This is a genomic window from Bhargavaea sp. GQ12, assembly GCF_059758705.1.
Genome location: NZ_JCAXEU010000003.1, coordinates 72014 through 90456, shown reverse-complemented (window position 1 = coordinate 90456; position 18443 = coordinate 72014). Strand labels below are relative to the sequence as shown.

At 54.1% G+C, this 18443-nt stretch carries 17 protein-coding genes; 16 read left to right on the top strand and 1 reads right to left on the bottom strand.

The annotated features are described in order from the left end of the window. Positions 1-452: 452 nt before the first annotated feature. Complete coding sequence (rpsT, locus tag AC6CHQ_RS03875) at positions 453-704, bottom strand: 30S ribosomal protein S20 (RefSeq protein WP_092051274.1); 252 nt, start codon at positions 702-704, stop codon at positions 453-455. A 162-nt stretch (positions 705-866) separates the two neighbouring features. Here rpsT and gpr point away from each other — a divergent pair, with 162 nt between their 5' ends. The 16 genes from gpr to AC6CHQ_RS03795 all read left to right on the top strand — a co-directional run bounded on the left by gpr (position 867) and on the right by AC6CHQ_RS03795 (position 18392). Beyond that, entirely contained in the window at positions 867-1922 is a 1056-nt protein-coding gene (gene gpr, locus AC6CHQ_RS03870) for a GPR endopeptidase (RefSeq protein ID WP_498080920.1), read from the top strand. Between the two features lie 21 nt (positions 1923-1943). Further along, entirely contained in the window at positions 1944-2762 is an 819-nt protein-coding gene (gene spoIIP, locus AC6CHQ_RS03865) for a stage II sporulation protein P (protein ID WP_498080919.1), read from the top strand. Between the two features lie 87 nt (positions 2763-2849). After that, positions 2850-4679 (top strand): translation elongation factor 4, encoded by a 1830-nt coding sequence (gene lepA, locus AC6CHQ_RS03860; RefSeq protein ID WP_498080918.1) that lies wholly within the window; start codon positions 2850-2852, stop codon positions 4677-4679. Between the two features lie 58 nt (positions 4680-4737). Beyond that, positions 4738-5877, top strand: coding sequence for a radical SAM family heme chaperone HemW (hemW, locus tag AC6CHQ_RS03855; RefSeq protein WP_498080917.1), 1140 nt, complete (start codon positions 4738-4740; stop codon positions 5875-5877). Between the two features lie 93 nt (positions 5878-5970). After that, the gene (hrcA, locus tag AC6CHQ_RS03850; protein WP_498080973.1) at positions 5971-6996 is read left to right on the top strand and encodes a heat-inducible transcriptional repressor HrcA; all 1026 of its coding nucleotides are present in this window, start codon (positions 5971-5973) and stop codon (positions 6994-6996) included. Between the two features lie 128 nt (positions 6997-7124). Further along, positions 7125-7694, top strand: a complete 570-nt coding sequence (gene grpE / locus AC6CHQ_RS03845; RefSeq protein ID WP_251240516.1) for a nucleotide exchange factor GrpE — start codon at positions 7125-7127, stop codon at positions 7692-7694. 47 nt (positions 7695-7741) lie between these two features. Further along, on the top strand, positions 7742-9577 hold the full coding sequence (dnaK, locus tag AC6CHQ_RS03840; RefSeq protein ID WP_092051265.1) for a molecular chaperone DnaK: 1836 nt from the start codon (positions 7742-7744) through the stop codon (positions 9575-9577). A gap of 463 nt (positions 9578-10040) precedes the next feature. Further along, positions 10041-11183: a molecular chaperone DnaJ gene (gene dnaJ / locus AC6CHQ_RS03835; RefSeq protein WP_251240507.1), complete on the top strand. Its 1143-nt coding sequence runs from the start codon at positions 10041-10043 to the stop codon at positions 11181-11183. 14 nt (positions 11184-11197) lie between these two features. Next, positions 11198-12169 carry a 50S ribosomal protein L11 methyltransferase gene (gene prmA / locus AC6CHQ_RS03830; protein ID WP_251240508.1) on the top strand — a complete coding sequence of 324 codons (972 nt, stop codon included), beginning with the start codon at positions 11198-11200 and terminating at the stop codon, positions 12167-12169. After that, positions 12150-12896, top strand: coding sequence for a 16S rRNA (uracil(1498)-N(3))-methyltransferase (locus AC6CHQ_RS03825; RefSeq protein ID WP_251240509.1), 747 nt, complete (start codon positions 12150-12152; stop codon positions 12894-12896). Before prmA ends, AC6CHQ_RS03825 begins: the two co-directional genes overlap by 20 nt. 5 nt (positions 12897-12901) lie before the next feature. Next, complete coding sequence (gene mtaB, locus AC6CHQ_RS03820) at positions 12902-14245, top strand: tRNA (N(6)-L-threonylcarbamoyladenosine(37)-C(2))-methylthiotransferase MtaB (RefSeq protein ID WP_251240510.1); 1344 nt, start codon at positions 12902-12904, stop codon at positions 14243-14245. A gap of 109 nt (positions 14246-14354) precedes the next feature. Then, positions 14355-15026 carry a deoxyribose-phosphate aldolase gene (gene deoC, locus AC6CHQ_RS03815; RefSeq protein ID WP_251240511.1) on the top strand — a complete coding sequence of 224 codons (672 nt, stop codon included), beginning with the start codon at positions 14355-14357 and terminating at the stop codon, positions 15024-15026. Positions 15027-15157: 131 nt separating this feature from the next. Further along, positions 15158-15331: a 30S ribosomal protein S21 gene (gene rpsU / locus AC6CHQ_RS03810; protein WP_092051253.1), complete on the top strand. Its 174-nt coding sequence runs from the start codon at positions 15158-15160 to the stop codon at positions 15329-15331. A 170-nt stretch (positions 15332-15501) separates the two neighbouring features. Beyond that, positions 15502-16824: an NfeD family protein gene (locus tag AC6CHQ_RS03805; protein ID WP_432803575.1), complete on the top strand. Its 1323-nt coding sequence runs from the start codon at positions 15502-15504 to the stop codon at positions 16822-16824. An 11-nt stretch (positions 16825-16835) separates the two neighbouring features. Next, positions 16836-17834 (top strand): flotillin-like protein FloA, encoded by a 999-nt coding sequence (gene floA / locus AC6CHQ_RS03800; RefSeq protein WP_092051249.1) that lies wholly within the window; start codon positions 16836-16838, stop codon positions 17832-17834. Between the two features lie 30 nt (positions 17835-17864). Then, positions 17865-18392 (top strand): hypothetical protein, encoded by a 528-nt coding sequence (locus AC6CHQ_RS03795; RefSeq protein ID WP_251240512.1) that lies wholly within the window; start codon positions 17865-17867, stop codon positions 18390-18392. The last annotated feature ends 51 nt before the right edge of the window (positions 18393-18443 follow it).

Here is an 18443-nt window from a genome sequence, read left to right as displayed (position 1 = left end):
CTCCTTATCTGGAGATCCGGCTTTTTTGATTGCTTAGGAAATTATAAATCGTCACACTGTGGATCATGGCTATTCACATGGCGTCCCCGGCCAGCTCCAGCGCCCGGCAACTGGCAAACTTCACCCTTCTCCATTGCGATATGTCAGCATCGGTTCGTTCCTCACCGTGTTTCCTTTATCTCATTGCGGAGGGTTCCAGTTTGTACGTTGCTAAACGGGCGCTTGCGCTTTAGTTCCATCCAGCTCCAGCGCCCAGCAACTGGCAAACTTCACCATTCTCCACTGCGTTAAGTCAACATCGGCTCGTTCCTCACCGTGTTTCCTTTATCTCATTGCGGAGGGTTCCAGTTTGTACGTTGCTAAACGGGCGCTTGCGCTTTTGTTCTTTCCGTCCATGAAAAAACCGCCCGCATCCGGAAAACGGATGGGACGGTCGGAAAGCCGAGTATGGATTACTGGGCTTTTTTCGTAAGGCGGGATTTTTGACGGGCAACTGTGTTCTTGTGGATCAGCCCTTTGTTAGCCGCTTTGTCGAGTTTTTGGATCGCATCTTTCAGAAGCTCTTGTGCGTTCTCGTCGTTGTTGGCAATCGCCGCTTCTGCTTTTTTCATCGCTGTACGCATTGCAGATTTCTGCGTTGTGTTTTGAGCGCTGACAGCTTCGTTCTGGCGGATTCGTTTAATCGCTTGTTTGCTGTTTGCCAATGGATTCACCTCCATTCAAGGTCGGATCATGAAGAGGCCTTCTTGCAAGGCCTGCCTTTATGCAACAGACAACATTTTATCAAAACCACACGTTGATTGCAATCATGAAACGCAAAGAATATTCCCTTGACACCCGGGCATACTGATCTGGAGGTGAGTGACATGATGCAATTCGGCAGAACAGATCTGCTAGACGAAACAGAAGAAATGGTCAGACACCGGACCGAAAAGGATAAAGAAAAGCTGAAGGAATCAAGCGGAATCGACTTCCGGGAAAAGCGGAAAGGCCGTTTTATCGTGACCGAAATCAGAGTGGATGAAACGGGTGCAGAGAAAATCGGAAGAAAATCGGGTACTTATATCACCCTGACCGCACCGGGCCTGACGGCAGATGATTCCGAGGGTTTTGTGGAACTTGAAGAACTGCTTGCCGACAAGCTTAGGGAAATGCATGAGCCGCTCGGACTGTCGGACGATCCGAAAGTGCTTGTTGTGGGTCTCGGCAACCGCTCGGTTACACCGGATGCTGTCGGGCCTTATGCAATCGACCGTCTACAGGAGGCAGTCCCGGCATTTTATTCGGAGGACCCAGGCCTCATCGCCTATGCGGCGGGGGTGACCGGACAGACCGGTTTTGAGACGAGTGATTTTGTCCATGCGCTGGCAGACAAGATCAGGCCCGACCTGATCATTGTGATCGACGCGCTTGCGGCAAGGGACAGCACGCGTCTCTGCAGGACGATCCAGTTGACCGACACCGGCATCCACCCCGGATCGGGCGTCGGGAACGAACGGAAAGAGATTTCGAAGGAAGTGCTCGGCATCCCCGTGACGGCGATTGGAGTGCCTACAGTCGTGGATGGCCCGGTCATGGTATCCGACGCGATCGAATCCGTGTTCAACTATATTGCTTCAAAGATTGAAGAAAAGAACGCTCCATCATCCGCGCTCGCTGTCACGCCATGGCTACACGACAAAACAAAAGAGACGGACAAAACAGTTCTGAAGCCGATCTTCGGCGAATGGTCACAGTGGTCCAAGGAAGACAAACAGCAATTGTTCGAGGAAGTGCTGGCGTCAGATGAGCAGAGCATGTTCGTCACGCCGAAAGAGACCGACACGTGGATCCTTAAGTACGCCACACTGGTTTCATCTGGTGTCGTGAAGTGGCTGTCACCATCCGCTCCAGGTTCTGAATCCCCAGCTCCCGCCATATAGTGCGGGAGGGGGGATTTTTTGATGAAGAAAAAGTGGCAGTTCTATACATGGCTGATCCTTTTCCTTTTCCTGATGCCGTTCATTACAGTGAAAATCCCCGGCCTTCAGCAGGATGTGAGCGAGGCTGCTCCGGAATCAGGCCGGCTGGTATACGCTGCCAACCTGTTCGACTTTGAGGTGGAGGACGGCGGGGAGGCGACGGAGCCCGGCGAAAACGGTCGGGCGCTCATGTATTTTACGCATTCCCATGAAGCCTTCGCTCCGATTTTGCGCGCGAAGGAAGGCAAGGCAGCCGTCTCCCATAGCAAGGAAAACATCATGAATCTCGGGGAGGCGTTTTCCTCCCACTTCGCGATGAACGGCATCACACTCGATGTCCTGGACTATGACAATGCCGGCCAGATGAGCAAAAACGGTGTCCCGCACAGCAGGGCTTACAAAGCCATCAGGCCACATGTCCAGAAGCAGATCCAGGCGGACGCGTACTCACTGGTCCTTGATGTTCACCGTGACTCACTGGGACGAAACAGAACGACGCTTGTACATGCCGACGGCCCTTACGCGAAAGTCTATTTCGTGATCGGGGAAGATCACAGGGGACACGAAGCCAATCGCCAGCTGGCCGAGCGCATCTCGGCAAGGATGAACGAGCTCGTTCCGGGCATTTCCAAAGGAATCTTCCGGAAGAGCGGCCACGGCGTGGATGGGATTTACAACCAGGACCTGGGTCCGAATGTGCTGTTGGTCGAGATGGGCGGGACGGAAAATACGGAAGAAGAGCTGAACCGTACAGCGGCCATTGTCGCAAAGGCATCGGCCGAAGTTCTGGCCGGCGGCTGAAAAACATTGGGCTCCTGGCCGTCCCCGGATTGAATCATGTTTTGTCCACTGTTATAATTCATACTAGTTTACAGAGGAGTGGACAGCATGAACCGCGAAGAACGACTTGCACGTCGGGAGCGCATCCGGAATTTTTCGATCATCGCACACATTGATCACGGAAAATCCACGCTAGCCGACAGGATATTGGAAAAAACCGAAACCCTGACCTCACGGGAGATGAAAAACCAGCTCCTCGACTCGATGGACCTTGAGCGTGAGAGAGGAATCACCATTAAATTAAATGCCGTTCAGCTTACGTATACGGCGAAAGATGGAGAGGAATACATTCTCCACCTGATTGATACACCTGGGCACGTCGACTTCACCTATGAAGTCTCCCGGAGCCTCGCCGCCTGCGAAGGGGCGATTTTGGTCGTGGACGCGGCTCAGGGCATTGAAGCCCAGACACTGGCCAACGTCTATCTGGCACTGGACAATGACCTGGAGATCCTGCCGGTGGTCAACAAAATTGACCTTCCGGCGGCAGATCCCGAGCGTGTCAAACAGGAAATCGAAGATGTGATCGGTCTGGATGCATCCGAGGCGGTGCTTGCATCCGCAAAGGCCGGGATCGGGATCGAAGAGATCCTGGAACAGATCATCGAAAAAGTGCCGGCACCGACCGGTGATCCCGAAGCTCCGCTAAAAGCGCTGATCTTCGACTCGCTTTACGATCAGTACCGCGGTGTTGTCACCTACATCAGGGTCGTCGAAGGGTCTGTGCGTCCCGGCGACAAAATCCGGATGATGGCAACGGGCAAAGAATTCGAAGTTGTCGAGACAGGTGTGTTCACACCGAAAGCGACCCATCGGGACGAACTGACGGTCGGAGACGTCGGTTACCTGACGGCTTCCATCAAAAACGTTGCGGACACTCATGTCGGGGACACGATCACTAGCGCGGCCAATCCCGCAACAGAACAGCTGCCGGGCTACCGGAAACTCAATCCGATGGTGTTCTGCGGACTGTATCCGATCGATACGGCGAAATACAATGATCTCCGCGAGGCGCTTGAGAAACTCGAGCTCAACGACTCTGCGCTGACCTATGAGGCGGAAACCTCCCAGGCGCTCGGCTTTGGTTTCCGCTGCGGATTCCTCGGCCTGCTCCATATGGAAATCATCCAGGAGCGGATCGAGCGGGAGTTCAATATCGACCTCATCACGACGGCACCGAGCGTTATCTATGATGTGATCATGACAGACGGGGATGTCCTGAAAGTGGACAACCCATCCCTGATGCCTGACCCGCAAAAAATTGAGGATGTGCAGGAACCGTATGTCAAGGCATCCATCATGGTGCCGAACGATTATGTCGGAGCCGTCATGGAGCTCTGCCAGCGCAAGCGGGGGCACTTCCTGACAATGGATTACCTGGATTCGGTACGGGTGAACATCCTTTACGAAATCCCGCTGTCCGAAATCGTTTATGACTTTTTCGACCAGTTAAAATCACATACTAAAGGATATGCATCGTTCGACTATGAGCTGATCGGCTACCGGACAAGCAAACTGGTGAAGATGGATATTCTCCTCAACGCCGAAAAAGTAGATGCGCTCAGCTTTATCGTCCACAGGGACTTTGCCTATGAACGGGGCAAGGCAATCGTAGAGAAACTGAAGGAGCTAATCCCAAGGCAGCAGTTCGAGGTGCCTGTACAGGCTGCGATCGGAAATAAGATCGTTGCCCGCTCCACAATCAAGTCCATGGGCAAAAACGTCCTTGCCAAATGTTACGGCGGAGACATCTCCAGGAAGCGAAAGCTTCTCGAGAAGCAGAAAGCCGGTAAAAAACGCATGAAGCAGGTCGGTTCCGTCGAAGTGCCGCAGGAAGCCTTCATGGCCGTCCTCAGCATGGACGAGGATAAATCCTAACACCGGAAAAAGGAGGCGGACCTGCCTCCTTTTTTCGCATGAAAGAAGGAAACACAACATGACAGACGGACTCTATATCCATATCCCTTTCTGCCACCAGATTTGCTTTTATTGCGATTTCAACAAGGTATTCTTTAAAAACCAGCCGGTGGACGAATACATCGACTGTCTTGGGGAAGAGCTGCTGATGATGCGCGAGGAAGGCATGTTCGGCGCGGAAGGACCGCTCACGATATTTATCGGTGGAGGAACGCCGACCGCGCTCGACAACGGACAGCTGGAAAAACTGTTTTCCCATATCCGAAGAGCCGTACCCACGGAGCGCCTGATTGAATTTTCCACTGAAGCGAACCCGGACGAACTGACACCGGACAAGCTCGTCATACTCAGGGAGAACGGGGTCAGAAGGCTCAGCATCGGTGTCCAGTCATTTGACGCTGGACTTCTGGAGCGGCTCGGGCGGACGCACAGTCCCGGGGATGCCGAACGGGTCGTCCGGCAAGCCCGGGATGAAGGGTTTGAGAAAATCAGCATTGATCTCATGTACGGTCTGCCCGGACAGACGATGGAGCAGTGGGAAGATACACTTGACCGTGCACTTGCACTCGGCCTGCCGCATTACTCCGCCTACTCTCTGATCGTAGAGCCTAAGACGATCTTTTATAACCTCATGAACAAGGATCTGCTTCCGCTTCCTGGAGAGGACACGGAGGCGAAGATGTTCTCCCGTCTGATCGAACGGATGGCGGATACCGGACTCAGGCAGTATGAAATCAGCAACTTCGCCATTGAGGGCTTTGAATCAGTCCACAATAAGCTCTATTGGCAAAACCGCTCGTACGCGGGTGCAGGGGCAGGTGCGCATGGTTATGCCAACGGCATCCGATACTCCAACCATGGACCACTCAAGAAATACATGAATGCGGTCAACGAAGGGCGCCGGCCTGTGTTCGAGGATCACACCGTGACCCTAGAAGAAGAAATGGAAGAAGAGATGTTCCTCGGTCTCCGGATGACGGCCGGTGTCCGCTACGATGATTTCAGCCGCCGGTTCGGCAAACCGCTGGACGAGGTCTATGGCACTGAAATCCGTGACCTGACGGAGCAGGGGCTAATCGCAGAGGACCATGAAGCCGTACGGCTCACCCAAAAGGGAGTTTTTCTTGGAAATGAAGTGTTTCAGAAGTTTCTAGGATGATGCGCAGTTTGTTTGACGGGCGCATCGGGTTTTGATAAATTGGGTATAGATATTAGCACTCGATATAAAGGAGTGCTAACAGAGGTGATGATCATGCTGACAGAGCGTCAATTGCATATTTTGCAAGCGATCGTCGACGGGTTCATCCGGTCGGCCCAGCCTGTCGGATCGCGCCAATTATCCAAACTCGAAACCGTACCGTTCAGCGCGGCGACCATCCGTAATGACATGGCCGATCTTGAAGAAATGGGGCTTCTCGAAAAGACCCACACTTCCTCCGGACGGGTGCCGTCCGAGAAGGGTTACCGGTTTTATGTTGATCATCTTCTCCGGACCAGGAGTCTGGAGAGGACGGATCTTGAAAGGATCCGTTCCATTTTCGACGATCGGCTGCTTGAGACGGAACTGATTATCCGGAAAACTGCGGACATCTTATCCGAGCTGACCAGTTACACTTCGATTCTGCTCGGGCCGGACGTGGGGCAGCACACGGTAAGGCGGTTCCAGATCATTCCGCTTTCGGATGATTATGCAGTTGCGATCATCGTCACCGACGGCGGCCATGTTGAGCACCGAAATTTCCATATTCCGGAAGATATCCACCCATCGGATATTGAACGGATGGTGAACATCCTTAATGAGCACCTTGTGGGGGTGCCGCTCCACGAGATCGACAGGAAGATGGAAACCGAGATTTCGGGTATTTTCCGGCGTCATGTCGGCCGGTACGGAGACATGTTCAGGTCGTTCCGCGAGTCGCTCAGCGCGACCAATGAAGAGCGGCTGTTTTTCGGCGGCCGGATGAACATGCTCACACAGCCTGAGTTCAATGATCCGGAAAAAGCGCGTCAGGTCATGCATTATATGGAAGATGAACCGCTTGCCGCGCTGCTGTTCGATTTCGGGGGTGACGGGATCCATATCAGGATCGGGTCGGAAAACGGCCATCTGGCCATGGAAGACTGCAGTGTCATCACTGCTTCTTATACAGCGGGTGAAGGCAGAAAGGGCGCAATCGCCATTGTCGGTCCGACGAGGATGGACTACGCGCGTGTCGTGTCAGTGCTCGATTACATGAGCCGCGGCCTCTCCCGTGAACTGGGCCGGCATTTGAAATGATGTCTGCCTGAATCAGATTGGGAATCATGTTTTCTTGAGGTTCTCAGTACTGAGATGATGATTACTTACAATGTCTAGTTTGAGTGTTTGGAGGAGATTCTTTCGTGGCCATTGATGAAAACAAAGAGATGAATGAAGAAACCGTCAAGACGGCGGCAGTGGAAGGCGATAACCTGGCAGAAGAAGCGAGCACTACCGCTCCTGAAGCCCACGCCGAAGAGGCCGTTGAAACAGAAGCGGACCCGCGCGACACGCGGATTGCAGAACTTGAAGAGGAACTGGAACAGAAAGAAGACAAGTATCTTCGCCTTCTCTCGGATTTCGAGAATTTCAAGCGCCGTTCTGCAGCCGAAATACAGGCTTCTGAAAAGTACCGGTCGCAAAAACTCATGGTTGAGCTTTTGCCTGTACTGGACAACTTCGGCCGTGCATTCGATGCTGACGTGACGTCTGAGGACGCCATCGCGCTTAAGAAGGGTATGGAGATGATCTCCCGGTCATTCCGCTCCGCTCTGGAGAAGGAAGGCCTGGAAGAAATCGAGGCGGAAGGCAAGGAGTTCGACCCGAACTTCCACCACGCCGTCATGCAGGGCCAGGACGACTCCCAGCCGTCCAACACCATTTTGGAAGAACTCCAAAAAGGGTACATGCTGAAGGACAGGATTCTGCGTCCTTCAATGGTTAAAGTAAACGAGTAAAACACGAATGATGCTTCAAGATGCATTGATTTTAGGAGGAATGGACAATGAGCAAAATCATCGGGATCGACCTTGGAACAACTAACTCTGTAGTAGCGGTACTGGAAGGCGGCGAGCCGAAAGTCGTTCCGAACCCGGAAGGCAACCGGACAACCCCTTCGGTCGTATCGTTCAAGAACGGCGAGCGCCAGGTCGGTGAAGTGGCAAAACGCCAGTCGATCACCAATCCAAATACAATCATGTCGGTCAAAAGGCTGATGGGTACCAACGAGAAAGTATCCGCAGAAGACCGTGACTACTCTCCGCAGGAAGTTTCGGCAATGATTCTCCAGTACCTGAAAGGGTACGCGGAAGACTATCTCGGCGAAAAGGTAAGCAAGGCAGTCATCACGGTTCCGGCTTACTTCAACGACGCTGCGCGTCAGGCGACAAAAGATGCCGGCCGCATCGCAGGCCTCGAAGTCGAGCGGATCATCAATGAGCCGACGGCAGCTGCCCTCGCCTATGGACTGGACAAGACAGAAAGTGAACAGACGATTCTGGTCTATGACCTTGGCGGCGGCACGTTCGACGTTTCGATTCTCGAACTCGGCGATGGTGTATTCGAAGTACGAGCAACAGCCGGTGACAACCAGCTTGGGGGAGACGATTTTGACCAGGCGATCATGGATTGGCTCGTAGACGAATTCAAAAAAGAAAACGGAATCGACCTGTCCAAGGACAAGATGGCAATGCAGCGCCTGAAAGATGCGGCTGAAAAGGCGAAAAAAGACCTTTCTGGAGTCACTTCGGCACAAATCTCCCTTCCGTTCATCACAGCCGGCGAAGCTGGCCCGATGCACTTGGAGATGACGCTTTCCCGTGCGAAGTTCGACGAATTGACTGCAAATCTCGTCGAGCGCACGATGGTTCCGACCCGCCAGGCACTGAAAGATGCGGGCCTTTCTCCGGATGAACTTGACCAGGTTATCCTCGTGGGCGGTTCCACACGGATCCCTGCCGTTCAGGAAGCCATCAAAAAAGCGACCGGAAAAGAGCCGCACCGCGGCGTAAACCCTGATGAAGTGGTTGCGATGGGCGCTGCAGTCCAGGGCGGAGTGCTCTCGGGCGATGTACAGGATGTCGTTCTTCTCGACGTCACCCCGCTGTCACTCGGTATCGAGACGATGGGCGGTGTCATGACGAAGCTGATCGACCGGAACACAACCATTCCGACTTCCAAGTCACAAGTGTTCTCGACAGCTGCAGACAACCAGCCTGCCGTTGACATCCATGTCCTCCAGGGCGAACGCCCGATGGCTGCCGACAATAAAACGCTGGGCCGCTTCCAGCTGACGGATATTCCTCCGGCACCACGTGGAATCCCGCAGATCGAAGTCACATTCGACATCGATAAAAACGGGATTGTCAACGTCAAAGCGAAGGACCTCGGCACGAATAAAGAACAGCGCATCACAATCCAATCCGACAGCTCACTGTCTGATGATGAGATCGAACGCATGATCAAGGAAGCGGAAGCGAATGCTGATGCTGACAAGAAGCGCCAGGAAGAGGCTGAACTGCGCAACGAAGCCGACCAGGCTGTTTTCATGACAGAAAAAACACTCTCCGATCTAGGCGACAATGTCTCCGAAGAAGAGAAGAAGCAGGCTGAAGAAGCGAAAGACGAGCTGAAGTCCGCTCTCGAAAAGGATGACATCGAAGATATCCGGACGAAGAAAGACAAGCTCATGGAAATTGTCCAGCAGATGTCGGTGAAGATGTACGAACAGGCTGCCCAGCAGGCTCAGGCTCAGCAGGAGCAGCAGGACGGCGGATCCTCCGATGACGGCGTCGTCGACGCAGACTTCGAAGAAGTCGACGATGACAAGAACAACAAATAATCCGCCCTCGGAAAAGCCAAAGTCGGTGTTTCGGCTTTGGCTTTTCTTCTGTCTAAAACAACAAAAACGCAAGCGCCCGTTCAGCAACGTACAAACTGGAACCCTTCGCAATGAGATAAAGGAAACACGGCGAGGAACGGGCCGAAGTTGACTTATCGCAATGGAGATGGGTGAAGTTTGCCGGTTGCTGGGCGCTGGAGCTCGACGTAGCAAAAGCGCAGGCGCCCGTTCAGCAACATACAAACTGGAACCCTTCGCAATGAGATAAAGGAAACACGGCGCGGAACGGGCCGATGTTGACTTATCGCAATGGAGATGGGTGAAGTTTGCCGGTTGCTGGGCGCTGGAGCTCGACGTGGAAGACAAGGAAATAAGGGCGGCTCTGAAGCTCCCAGCACGTTTTTGAAAGACCATACCCGGCATGATACAATGATTGTCATGCAAGCGAGTCAGGAGTGAAACTATGAGCAAGCGTGATTACTATGAAGTGCTTGGCGTCACGAAATCTGCTAGTAAAGAAGAAATCAAGAAAGCCTACAGGCAATTGTCCAAAAAGTATCATCCCGACCTGAACAAGGATGAGGGATCCGATGAGAAATTCAAGGAAATAGCCGAAGCGTATGAAGTTCTGAGCGATGAAGACAAACGCGCCCGCTATGACCAGTTCGGCCATGCCGATGCGGCCGGCGGTTTTGGAGGAGGCGGATTCGGTGGGGGAGGATTCGGCGGCGGTGCCGCCGGGTTCGACTTTGACGATATCCTGAATACGTTCTTCGGGGGAGGAGGCGGCCGGCGGCGTGACCCGAATGCCCCTCGCCAGGGGTCAGACCTCGCCTATACGATGACGATTGACTTTATGGAAGCGGTCTTCGGCAAAGACACGGAAATCGAAGTCGACAAGGAAGAGACCTGCGATACTTGCGGCGGTGATGGGGCCAAACCGGGCACTAGCGTCAGTACTTGTGGCGAATGCGGCGGCTCAGGACAAATCAGTGTGGCGCAGAATACACCATTCGGCCAGATGGTCAACCGTCGCTCATGCCCGACCTGCCAGGGTACGGGCAAGATCATTCCGGAGAAATGCTCCGAATGTCACGGTGCGGGAAGAGTCACCAAGCGTAAGCGCATCAAAGTCAATATTCCGGCGGGTGTCGAAGACGGGCAGCAGCTGCGTGTCGCAGGCCAGGGAGAACCCGGCATCAACGGCGGTCCTGCGGGAGACCTGTATGTGGAATTCCGCGTTCGGCCCCATGAGCGGTTTGTCCGCGAAGGAGACGATGTTCTTCTTGAACTCCGGATCAATTTCCCGCAGGCAGCTCTTGGCGACGAAGTCGAAGTCCCGACCGTCCACGGCAAGGTGAAGCTGAAGATTCCGGCAGGTACACAGACAGGAACGACATTCCGCCTGAAGGGCAAGGGTGTCCCGAATGTTCATGGATATGGAACGGGCGACCAGCATGTCATCATCAAGCTGATCACTCCTACGAAGATGACCGAAAAGCAGAAACAGCTGATGCGGGACTTTGCCGCTGTCAGCGGAGATGCTCCGGATGAATATCAAAGTTCGCTGTTTGACCGTCTGAAGCGTACATTCAAGGGTGACTGAAAGGGCTGATTCTATTGAAATGGGCGGAAATCGCGGTGCACACTTCCAACGAAGCGGTGGAGGCTGTCTCCAACCTCCTCTATGAAGCCGGTGCAAGCGGAGTCGTGATAGAGGACTCCCGTGAGCCTGACCTCGAACACGATACACGGTTCGGAGAACTGTATGAACTGGACAGGGCAGATTACCCGGCCGAGGGTGCCATCGTGAAGGCCTACCTGCCGGTCAACAGCTTTCTTCCCGAGACGGTGAATGAGTTGAAAAATGAAATCTCCAATCTGGAATCCTACGGTCTCGACATCGGTCCGAACTCGGTCACCCAGTCCGAAGTGGACGAAGAGGACTGGTCGACCGCCTGGAAGGATTATTACCATCCGGTCAAAATTTCAAAACGGTTCACGATTGTCCCGACATGGGAAGAATACGAAAAGCTCAGTACGGATGAGCTGATCATCGAGCTGGATCCGGGCATGGCATTCGGAACGGGGACCCATCCGACGACGGTCATGTGCCTGCAGGCGCTGGAAAAAACGGTCCGTGAAGGGGACGAGGTGGTGGATATCGGAACCGGCTCGGGAGTCCTGTCGATCGGAGCGGCCCTGCTCGGTGCCGGACGGATCACGGCACTCGACCTGGATGAGGTAGCTGTGCAGTCCGCCCGGCAAAACGTGGAGCTAAATGGGCTCACGACACCAATCGACGTCCGCCACGGCAATCTTCTGGATGCTTACGACGGACGTCCGGATGTTGCGGTCGCCAACATCCTCGCCGAAGTGATTGTCACCTTCACGGATGATGCCTACCAGGTCATTAAGCCGGGAGGCCTCTTCATCACTTCCGGCATCATCGCCCAGAAAAAGGACGATGTAAAAGAAGCACTGACGGAATCCGGCTTTCTGATCGAGGAAGTGATGGTGATGGAAGACTGGACGGCCATCATTGCACGGAAACCGGAAGCGGGTGGACAGGATGCAGAGATACTTTCTTGATGACCCGTTTGATGAAAGCGGCCGGGCTTTGATATCCGGAGACGATGCCCGCCATATCACGAAGGTGATGAGGATGGCCGAAGGCAGGAAGCTGATCGCAGTTTCGGATGGAGAGGCTTTTCAATCTGAAATCATTGCGCTTGACGGCGATGTGGTGATCCGGAAGACAGAAGGATCCCTGCCGTCAAATGAGATGCCGATTGGCGTGACTGTCGCGGCGGGACTGCCGAAGGGAGACAAGCTGGACCTGATTGTCCAGAAGGGCACCGAACTTGGCATGGCAGGATTGATTCCTTTTGAAGCAGAGCGTTCCATCGTGAAATGGGACAGTAAAAAGAGCGGGAAGAAGATTGACCGGCTCCGGAAGATTGCAAAGGAGGCGGCGGAGCAGTCGCACCGGAGCATCATTCCCGAGATTTCGGATGTAACCGGCCTGGACGGCCTTATCCGGCTTGCGGAGTCATTTGATCTGCTTCTTATAGCGGACGAGGAATCTGCCAAAGACCGCAGCGGGGGCTCGATTGCCGCTCTGATTGAAAACGTGTATCATGGACAAAAGGTACTGGCAGTCTTCGGGCCCGAAGGCGGTATCAGCCGCGAGGAGGCAGAGCGGTTCCGTGCGGCAGGGTTCAGGCCCATCGCGCTCGGGCCGCGCATCCTGAGGGCGGAAACGGCTCCGCTATATGCATTAGCCGCGATTTCAAGCGAAATAGAAGGAAAGAGGTGAGCCCCATGTCGACAGTCGCCTTTCACACATTGGGCTGTAAAGTAAACCATTACGAGACGGAGGCCATCTGGCAGCTGTTCAAGGACGCTGACTATGAGCGGGCGGAATTTGAGGGCCGCGCGGATGTCTACGTCATCAATACATGTACTGTCACGAATACGAGTGACAAAAAAAGCCGCCAGGTGATTCGGCGTGCCATCAGGACGAATCCGGATGCTGTTGTTTGTGTCACCGGCTGCTACGCGCAGACATCGTCCGCGGAGATCATGGAGATCCCGGGTGTAGACATTGTTGTCGGCACGCAGGACCGGACGAAGCTGCTCGGTTATATCGAGCAGTATCGCAGGGAACGCCAGCCTATCAATGCGGTCGGCAACATCATGAAGAACAGGGTCTATGAAGAACTGGATGTTCCGTCCTTCACTGACAGAACCCGGGCCTCACTGAAAATCCAGGAAGGCTGCAACAACTTCTGCACATTCTGCATCATCCCCTGGGCACGCGGTCTGATGCGCTCCCGTGATCCGGAGGAAGTCATCCATCAGGCACGCCAGCTTGTTGACGCAGGATACAAGGAAATCGTGCTTACCGGCATCCATACGGGCGGCTACGGGGAAGACCTGAAAGAGTATAATCTTGCACAGCTGCTCAGGGACATCGAAGCGCAGGTGCCCGGGCTTAAGCGGTTGCGGATTTCCTCGATCGAGGCAAGCCAGCTGACCGATGAAGTGATCGCTGTCTTGAAGGCTTCCGACATTGTTGTTCGCCACCTGCACATTCCGATTCAATCCGGCTCCGACACGGTGCTGAAGCGCATGCGCAGGAAGTATACGATGGCCTTCTTTGCGGAGCGTCTCGAGCGTCTGCGCGATGCACTTCCGGACTTTGCACTGACTTCGGATGTTATTGTAGGCTTCCCGGGTGAAACGGAAGAAGAGTTCATGGAGACATTCGAATTCATCCGTGATCACCGTTTTGCCGAACTGCACGTGTTCCCGTACTCAATGCGGATCGGCACGCCGGCCGCCCGGATGGATAATCAGATTGACGAAGCCGTCAAGAATGAACGCGTCCACCGCCTTCTCCAGCTGAACGATCAGCTCGCGAAGGAATATGCATCGGCCTACGAGGGGCAAGTACTCGAAATGATTCCCGAAGAGCCATTCAAGGAAGATCCGGAAAGCGGGCTCTACGAGGGCTATACCGATAACTATATGAAAGTTGTCATCCCTGCCGATGAATCAATGGTCGGAAAGATTGTCCGAGTGAAAATCACGAAGGCGGGCTATCCTTATAATGAGGGTGCTTTTGTGAGAGTCATCGAAGATGGTACGGTACCGGTCGCCTGAACCGGCATCGCCCGGAGCCGGATTCCCGGCTTCCGGGCGTCTTGCGTCCGGTCGGGGAATTCACAGGCAAGTCAGCAAATAGGGCAAGGACCATTAAGGAGGAAATACTATGAATACCAATGTCGCATCAATGATTGACCATACGCTTCTCAAACCCGAAGTGACGAAAGAACAGATCGCAGAACTATGCGCGGAAGCGAAGGAGTACAGTTTCGCTTCCGTCTGTGTGAACCCGTACTGGGTGGAAACAGCTGCAGGCGAGCTTTCTGGAACCGATGTGAAAGTGTGTACGGTCATCGGCTTCCCGCTCGGCGCGAGCACAAAAGAGACGAAAGCGTTCGAAACAAAGGACGCCATCGAAAAAGGCGCACAGGAAATCGATATGGTCCTGAACATCGGCGCGCTGAAAAGCGGCGATGAAGAAACGGTCGAAGCAGATATTCGCGCTGTCGTGGAAGCGGCTGCCGGTAAAGCGATCGTCAAAGTCATCATTGAGGCGTGCCTTCTGACCAACGATGAAAAAATTATCGCATGCCGCCTTTCCAAAAATGCAGGGGCGGACTTCGTCAAGACGTCAACCGGTTTCTCTACGGGCGGCGCAACGGTGGAAGATGTTGCGCTTATGCGGCTAACAGTCGGCGAGGATATGGGCGTAAAGGCTTCCGGCGGCGTCCGCAGCCTGGAAGATCTGCAGAACATGGCAGAAGCAGGCGCCACAAGGATCGGCGCGAGCTCCGGAGTCAAAATCATGCAGGGTCTCACATCTTCTGAAGATTACTGATCTGCTGAATAAAAATGTTATATGCCAAGATGAAAGATATATATTGACCCGCTTCATGATTTAGGCTATAATTTCTGAGTACATGACGTGTTTTCATGTATGGAAGTGCGTACGGAGGGAGGGGAAAAGACATGACAAAAACTGTCGTTCGTAAAAACGAATCGCTTGAAGATGCTCTTCGCCGCTTCAAACGTGGTGTTTCCAAATCGGGTACGATTAAAGAGGCCCGCAAACGCGAGTACTATGAGAAGCCAAGCATCAAGCGGAAGAAAAAGTCCGAAGCAGCCCGCAAGCGCAAATACTGATCCCCCTCACCATCCCTGCCTCCATAACAGGAATGGCCAGAATCAGATAATGTATGCAAAACCGGAAAATCCCACGGGATTTTCCGGTTTATTTCATTTTAATGAAACTTATTGCTTTGTTCATACGTAGAATCACCTATAATGGACGAGAGACGAATGGGGGTGAAGACTTGAAAGGAATCCGCTTGATCCGCGGCCTCCTTCTGTTCGCTGCCATGTTCCTCTTGGCGATACCCCATGCCGGAGCGGATAGCGGCAAAGTATACCACGTGCCATTGGAAAACGAAGTCGAGCGGGGGCTGTATGAGTTTCTGAGCCGTTCGTTCGGTGAGGCCAAAGAGGCTGGAGCAAATACGATTATCCTCGAGATCAACACACCCGGGGGATTTGTGGATGCAGCAGGCCGGATTGCCAAGCTGATGGATGAAACGGAACTCCGCACAATCGCCTATATCAACCGCGATGCACTGTCGGCCGGTGCGTTCCTAGCACTCCATGCCGACGAAATCTATATGGACCCGAACGGCCGGATCGGCGCTGCTCAGGTAATTGACCAGTCCGGCAATGCTGCCGATGACAAGGCCAACAGTGCTTGGCTCGCCTCGATGAAGGCGGCAGCAGAATCATCCGATCAGGGGCGGGATCCAGACTATGCGCTTGCCATGGCCAATGCCGACATGGACTTTCCCGAATACCGTGCGGGGAAAGGCAAGCTGCTGACCCTGTCCGCCGACGAGGCGCTGGAAGTCAATTACAGTGAGGGAACTGTGTCGTCATTTGATGAACTGCTGGCAACCGCAGGTCTTGAAGGCGCAGAAGTCGTCAAGATGAATGAAACATTCAGCGAAAAACTTGCACGTTTCATCACGAATCCCGTCGTTGTACCGATCCTGCTTTCGATTGCGGGGCTGGGCCTTGTCGTCGAGCTGTATTCGCCCGGATTCGGTATCCCCGGTTCGATGGGCGCCGGGGCATTGCTCCTGTTTTTCTATGGACACCTCGTCGCCGGCCTGGCAGGATATGAATCCCTTCTGCTGTTCCTGGCAGGTGTCGGCCTGCTCATAGCCGAGCTGTTTGTGCCGGGAGGAATTCTGGGCATTATCGGTGCTGTGGCCATGGTTGCGGGCATCATTATGGCAGGGGCCGACCCGGCCTGGATGGCCATCTCTGTCGTCACTGCACTGGTCATCACGATATTGGGAATGGTGATCATGATGAAATTCTTTGGCAAACGGCTCCATCTTCTTAACCGGCTAATCCTCAGGGACGCCACCGATACAGAAAGCGGCTATGTCTCCAATGCCAACCGGCTCGAACTTATCGGCCGTACGGCAACAACGGTGACACCGCTCCGGCCTTCCGGAACTGCCGAACTGGACGGAGAATATCTTGACGTCGTCTCTGAAGGAAGGTTTATCGGGAAAGATCAAAATGTTAAGATCACAAAAGTGGAAGGCTCCAGGATCGTTGTCCGGGAAGCCTCCGCCGAATAGGAGGAAACAGAATGCTAGGATTGGGAACAATCGGGCTGATCATCGTTGCGTTTCTGGTGATTATCGCCCTGTCGATCTTCTTTACATTCGTGCCGGTCACATTGTGGATTTCCGCACTCGCAGCCGGCGTGAAAATCAGCATCTTCACACTGATCGGGATGCGGCTCCGCCGAGTTATTCCGAGCCGAATCGTCAACCCGCTCATCAAGGCCCACAAAGCAGGGCTCGATGTGAGCATCAACCAGCTGGAGAGCCATTATCTCGCAGGAGGTAACGTGGACCGGGTCGTCAACGCCCTTATCGCGGCGCACCGTGCGAACATCGCTCTGACATTCGAGCGGGCGGCGGCAATCGACCTTGCCGGCCGTGACGTGCTCGAAGCCGTCAGCATGTCGGTCAACCCTAAAGTCATCGAAACGCCGTTTATCGCAGGTGTTGCCATGAACGGAATCGAAGTCAAGGCAAAATCCCGGATCACTGTCCGGGCAAACATCGAACGGCTCGTCGGCGGTGCCGGCGAAGAAACGATCGTTGCCCGTGTCGGTGAAGGGATCGTCTCGACAATCGGTTCTTCCAAGCACCATACCGTCGTCCTGGAAAATCCGGATATGATCTCCCAGACAGTCCTTTCAAAAGGTCTGGACTCGGGAACGGCATTTGAAATCCTTTCGATCGATATCGCCGATGTCGACATCGGCAAGAACATTGGTGCCGAGCTTCAGACCGAGCAGGCAGACGCCGATAAGAAAATTGCCCAGGCGAAAGCGGAAGAACGCCGTGCCATGGCTGTTGCGAGCGAGCAGGAAATGCGCGCCAAAGTCGGCGAGATGCGCGCCAAGGTCGTCGAAGCTGAGGCGGAAGTGCCTCTCGCCATGGCTGAAGCTCTTCGCACAGGCAACATCGGGATCATGGACTACGTAAACTACAAAAACATCCAGGCAGATACCTCGATGCGCGAATCCCTCGGCAAAATGGGCAAGGAGCAGGATAAGCGCCCCGACGGCCAATGATCCGACGTGTGACGGAAAGGGGATGAGCTGATGGAACCGATCATCCTGCTGATCATCTCTCTGATAATCGGCTCCCTGTTCAAGGGAAAGGACAACCAGAAACCACCGGAAAAAAGGCCGGGGCAGACACAGGCGCCGCCTCCCCGTCAGGACGTGCCCCGGAGGCCGGCTGAAAAAGGCGGCAGCCTGAAAGACCTGACAAAACAACTTTACGAAGATCTTCAGAAGGAGATCCAGAAAGAGGCCGGGGAGTTTCGGACCGATCCCCGCACAGTAGAGAAAAAGCCTGTGCAGCCAAAGCCGGAAGTGGTCACGCGTTCAGAGCGTGTGCCGCAACAGATTACACGGACCTCTGCAGACGGGACTGATACTGCCCGCAATCCGAGGCAGGATCGTACCCGTGAACGCACACGCGATCGCAAAGCGGTGACCGAGCAGCCAATCTACAAAACGGAAATCGCTGAACCTGACCGCCTTTTGCCGGAATCCGAAGAGGACCTCGCGCGGGCGATCGTGTTCGCCGAAATTCTCGGTCCGCCAAAAGCAAAAAGAAGATAACCGGCTCCGGCCGGTGTGAATGCCCCCTCTTGGCCTGTCATAAACTGAAGG

Coding starts and splice junctions, on each gene's coding strand:
- gpr (WP_498080920.1), top strand. CDS start 867: ATGATGCAATTCGGCAGAACAGATCTGCTAGACGAAACAGAAGAAATG.
- hrcA (WP_498080973.1), top strand. CDS start 5,971: ATGCTGACAGAGCGTCAATTGCATATTTTGCAAGCGATCGTCGACGGG.
- rpsU (WP_092051253.1), top strand. CDS start 15,158: ATGACAAAAACTGTCGTTCGTAAAAACGAATCGCTTGAAGATGCTCTT.
- spoIIP (WP_498080919.1), top strand. CDS start 1,944: ATGAAGAAAAAGTGGCAGTTCTATACATGGCTGATCCTTTTCCTTTTC.
- hemW (WP_498080917.1), top strand. CDS start 4,738: ATGACAGACGGACTCTATATCCATATCCCTTTCTGCCACCAGATTTGC.
- AC6CHQ_RS03795 (WP_251240512.1), top strand. CDS start 17,865: ATGGAACCGATCATCCTGCTGATCATCTCTCTGATAATCGGCTCCCTG.
- dnaK (WP_092051265.1), top strand. CDS start 7,742: ATGAGCAAAATCATCGGGATCGACCTTGGAACAACTAACTCTGTAGTA.
- floA (WP_092051249.1), top strand. CDS start 16,836: ATGCTAGGATTGGGAACAATCGGGCTGATCATCGTTGCGTTTCTGGTG.
- lepA (WP_498080918.1), top strand. CDS start 2,850: ATGAACCGCGAAGAACGACTTGCACGTCGGGAGCGCATCCGGAATTTT.
- dnaJ (WP_251240507.1), top strand. CDS start 10,041: ATGAGCAAGCGTGATTACTATGAAGTGCTTGGCGTCACGAAATCTGCT.
- mtaB (WP_251240510.1), top strand. CDS start 12,902: ATGTCGACAGTCGCCTTTCACACATTGGGCTGTAAAGTAAACCATTAC.
- AC6CHQ_RS03825 (WP_251240509.1), top strand. CDS start 12,150: ATGCAGAGATACTTTCTTGATGACCCGTTTGATGAAAGCGGCCGGGCT.
- deoC (WP_251240511.1), top strand. CDS start 14,355: ATGAATACCAATGTCGCATCAATGATTGACCATACGCTTCTCAAACCC.
- grpE (WP_251240516.1), top strand. CDS start 7,125: ATGAATGAAGAAACCGTCAAGACGGCGGCAGTGGAAGGCGATAACCTG.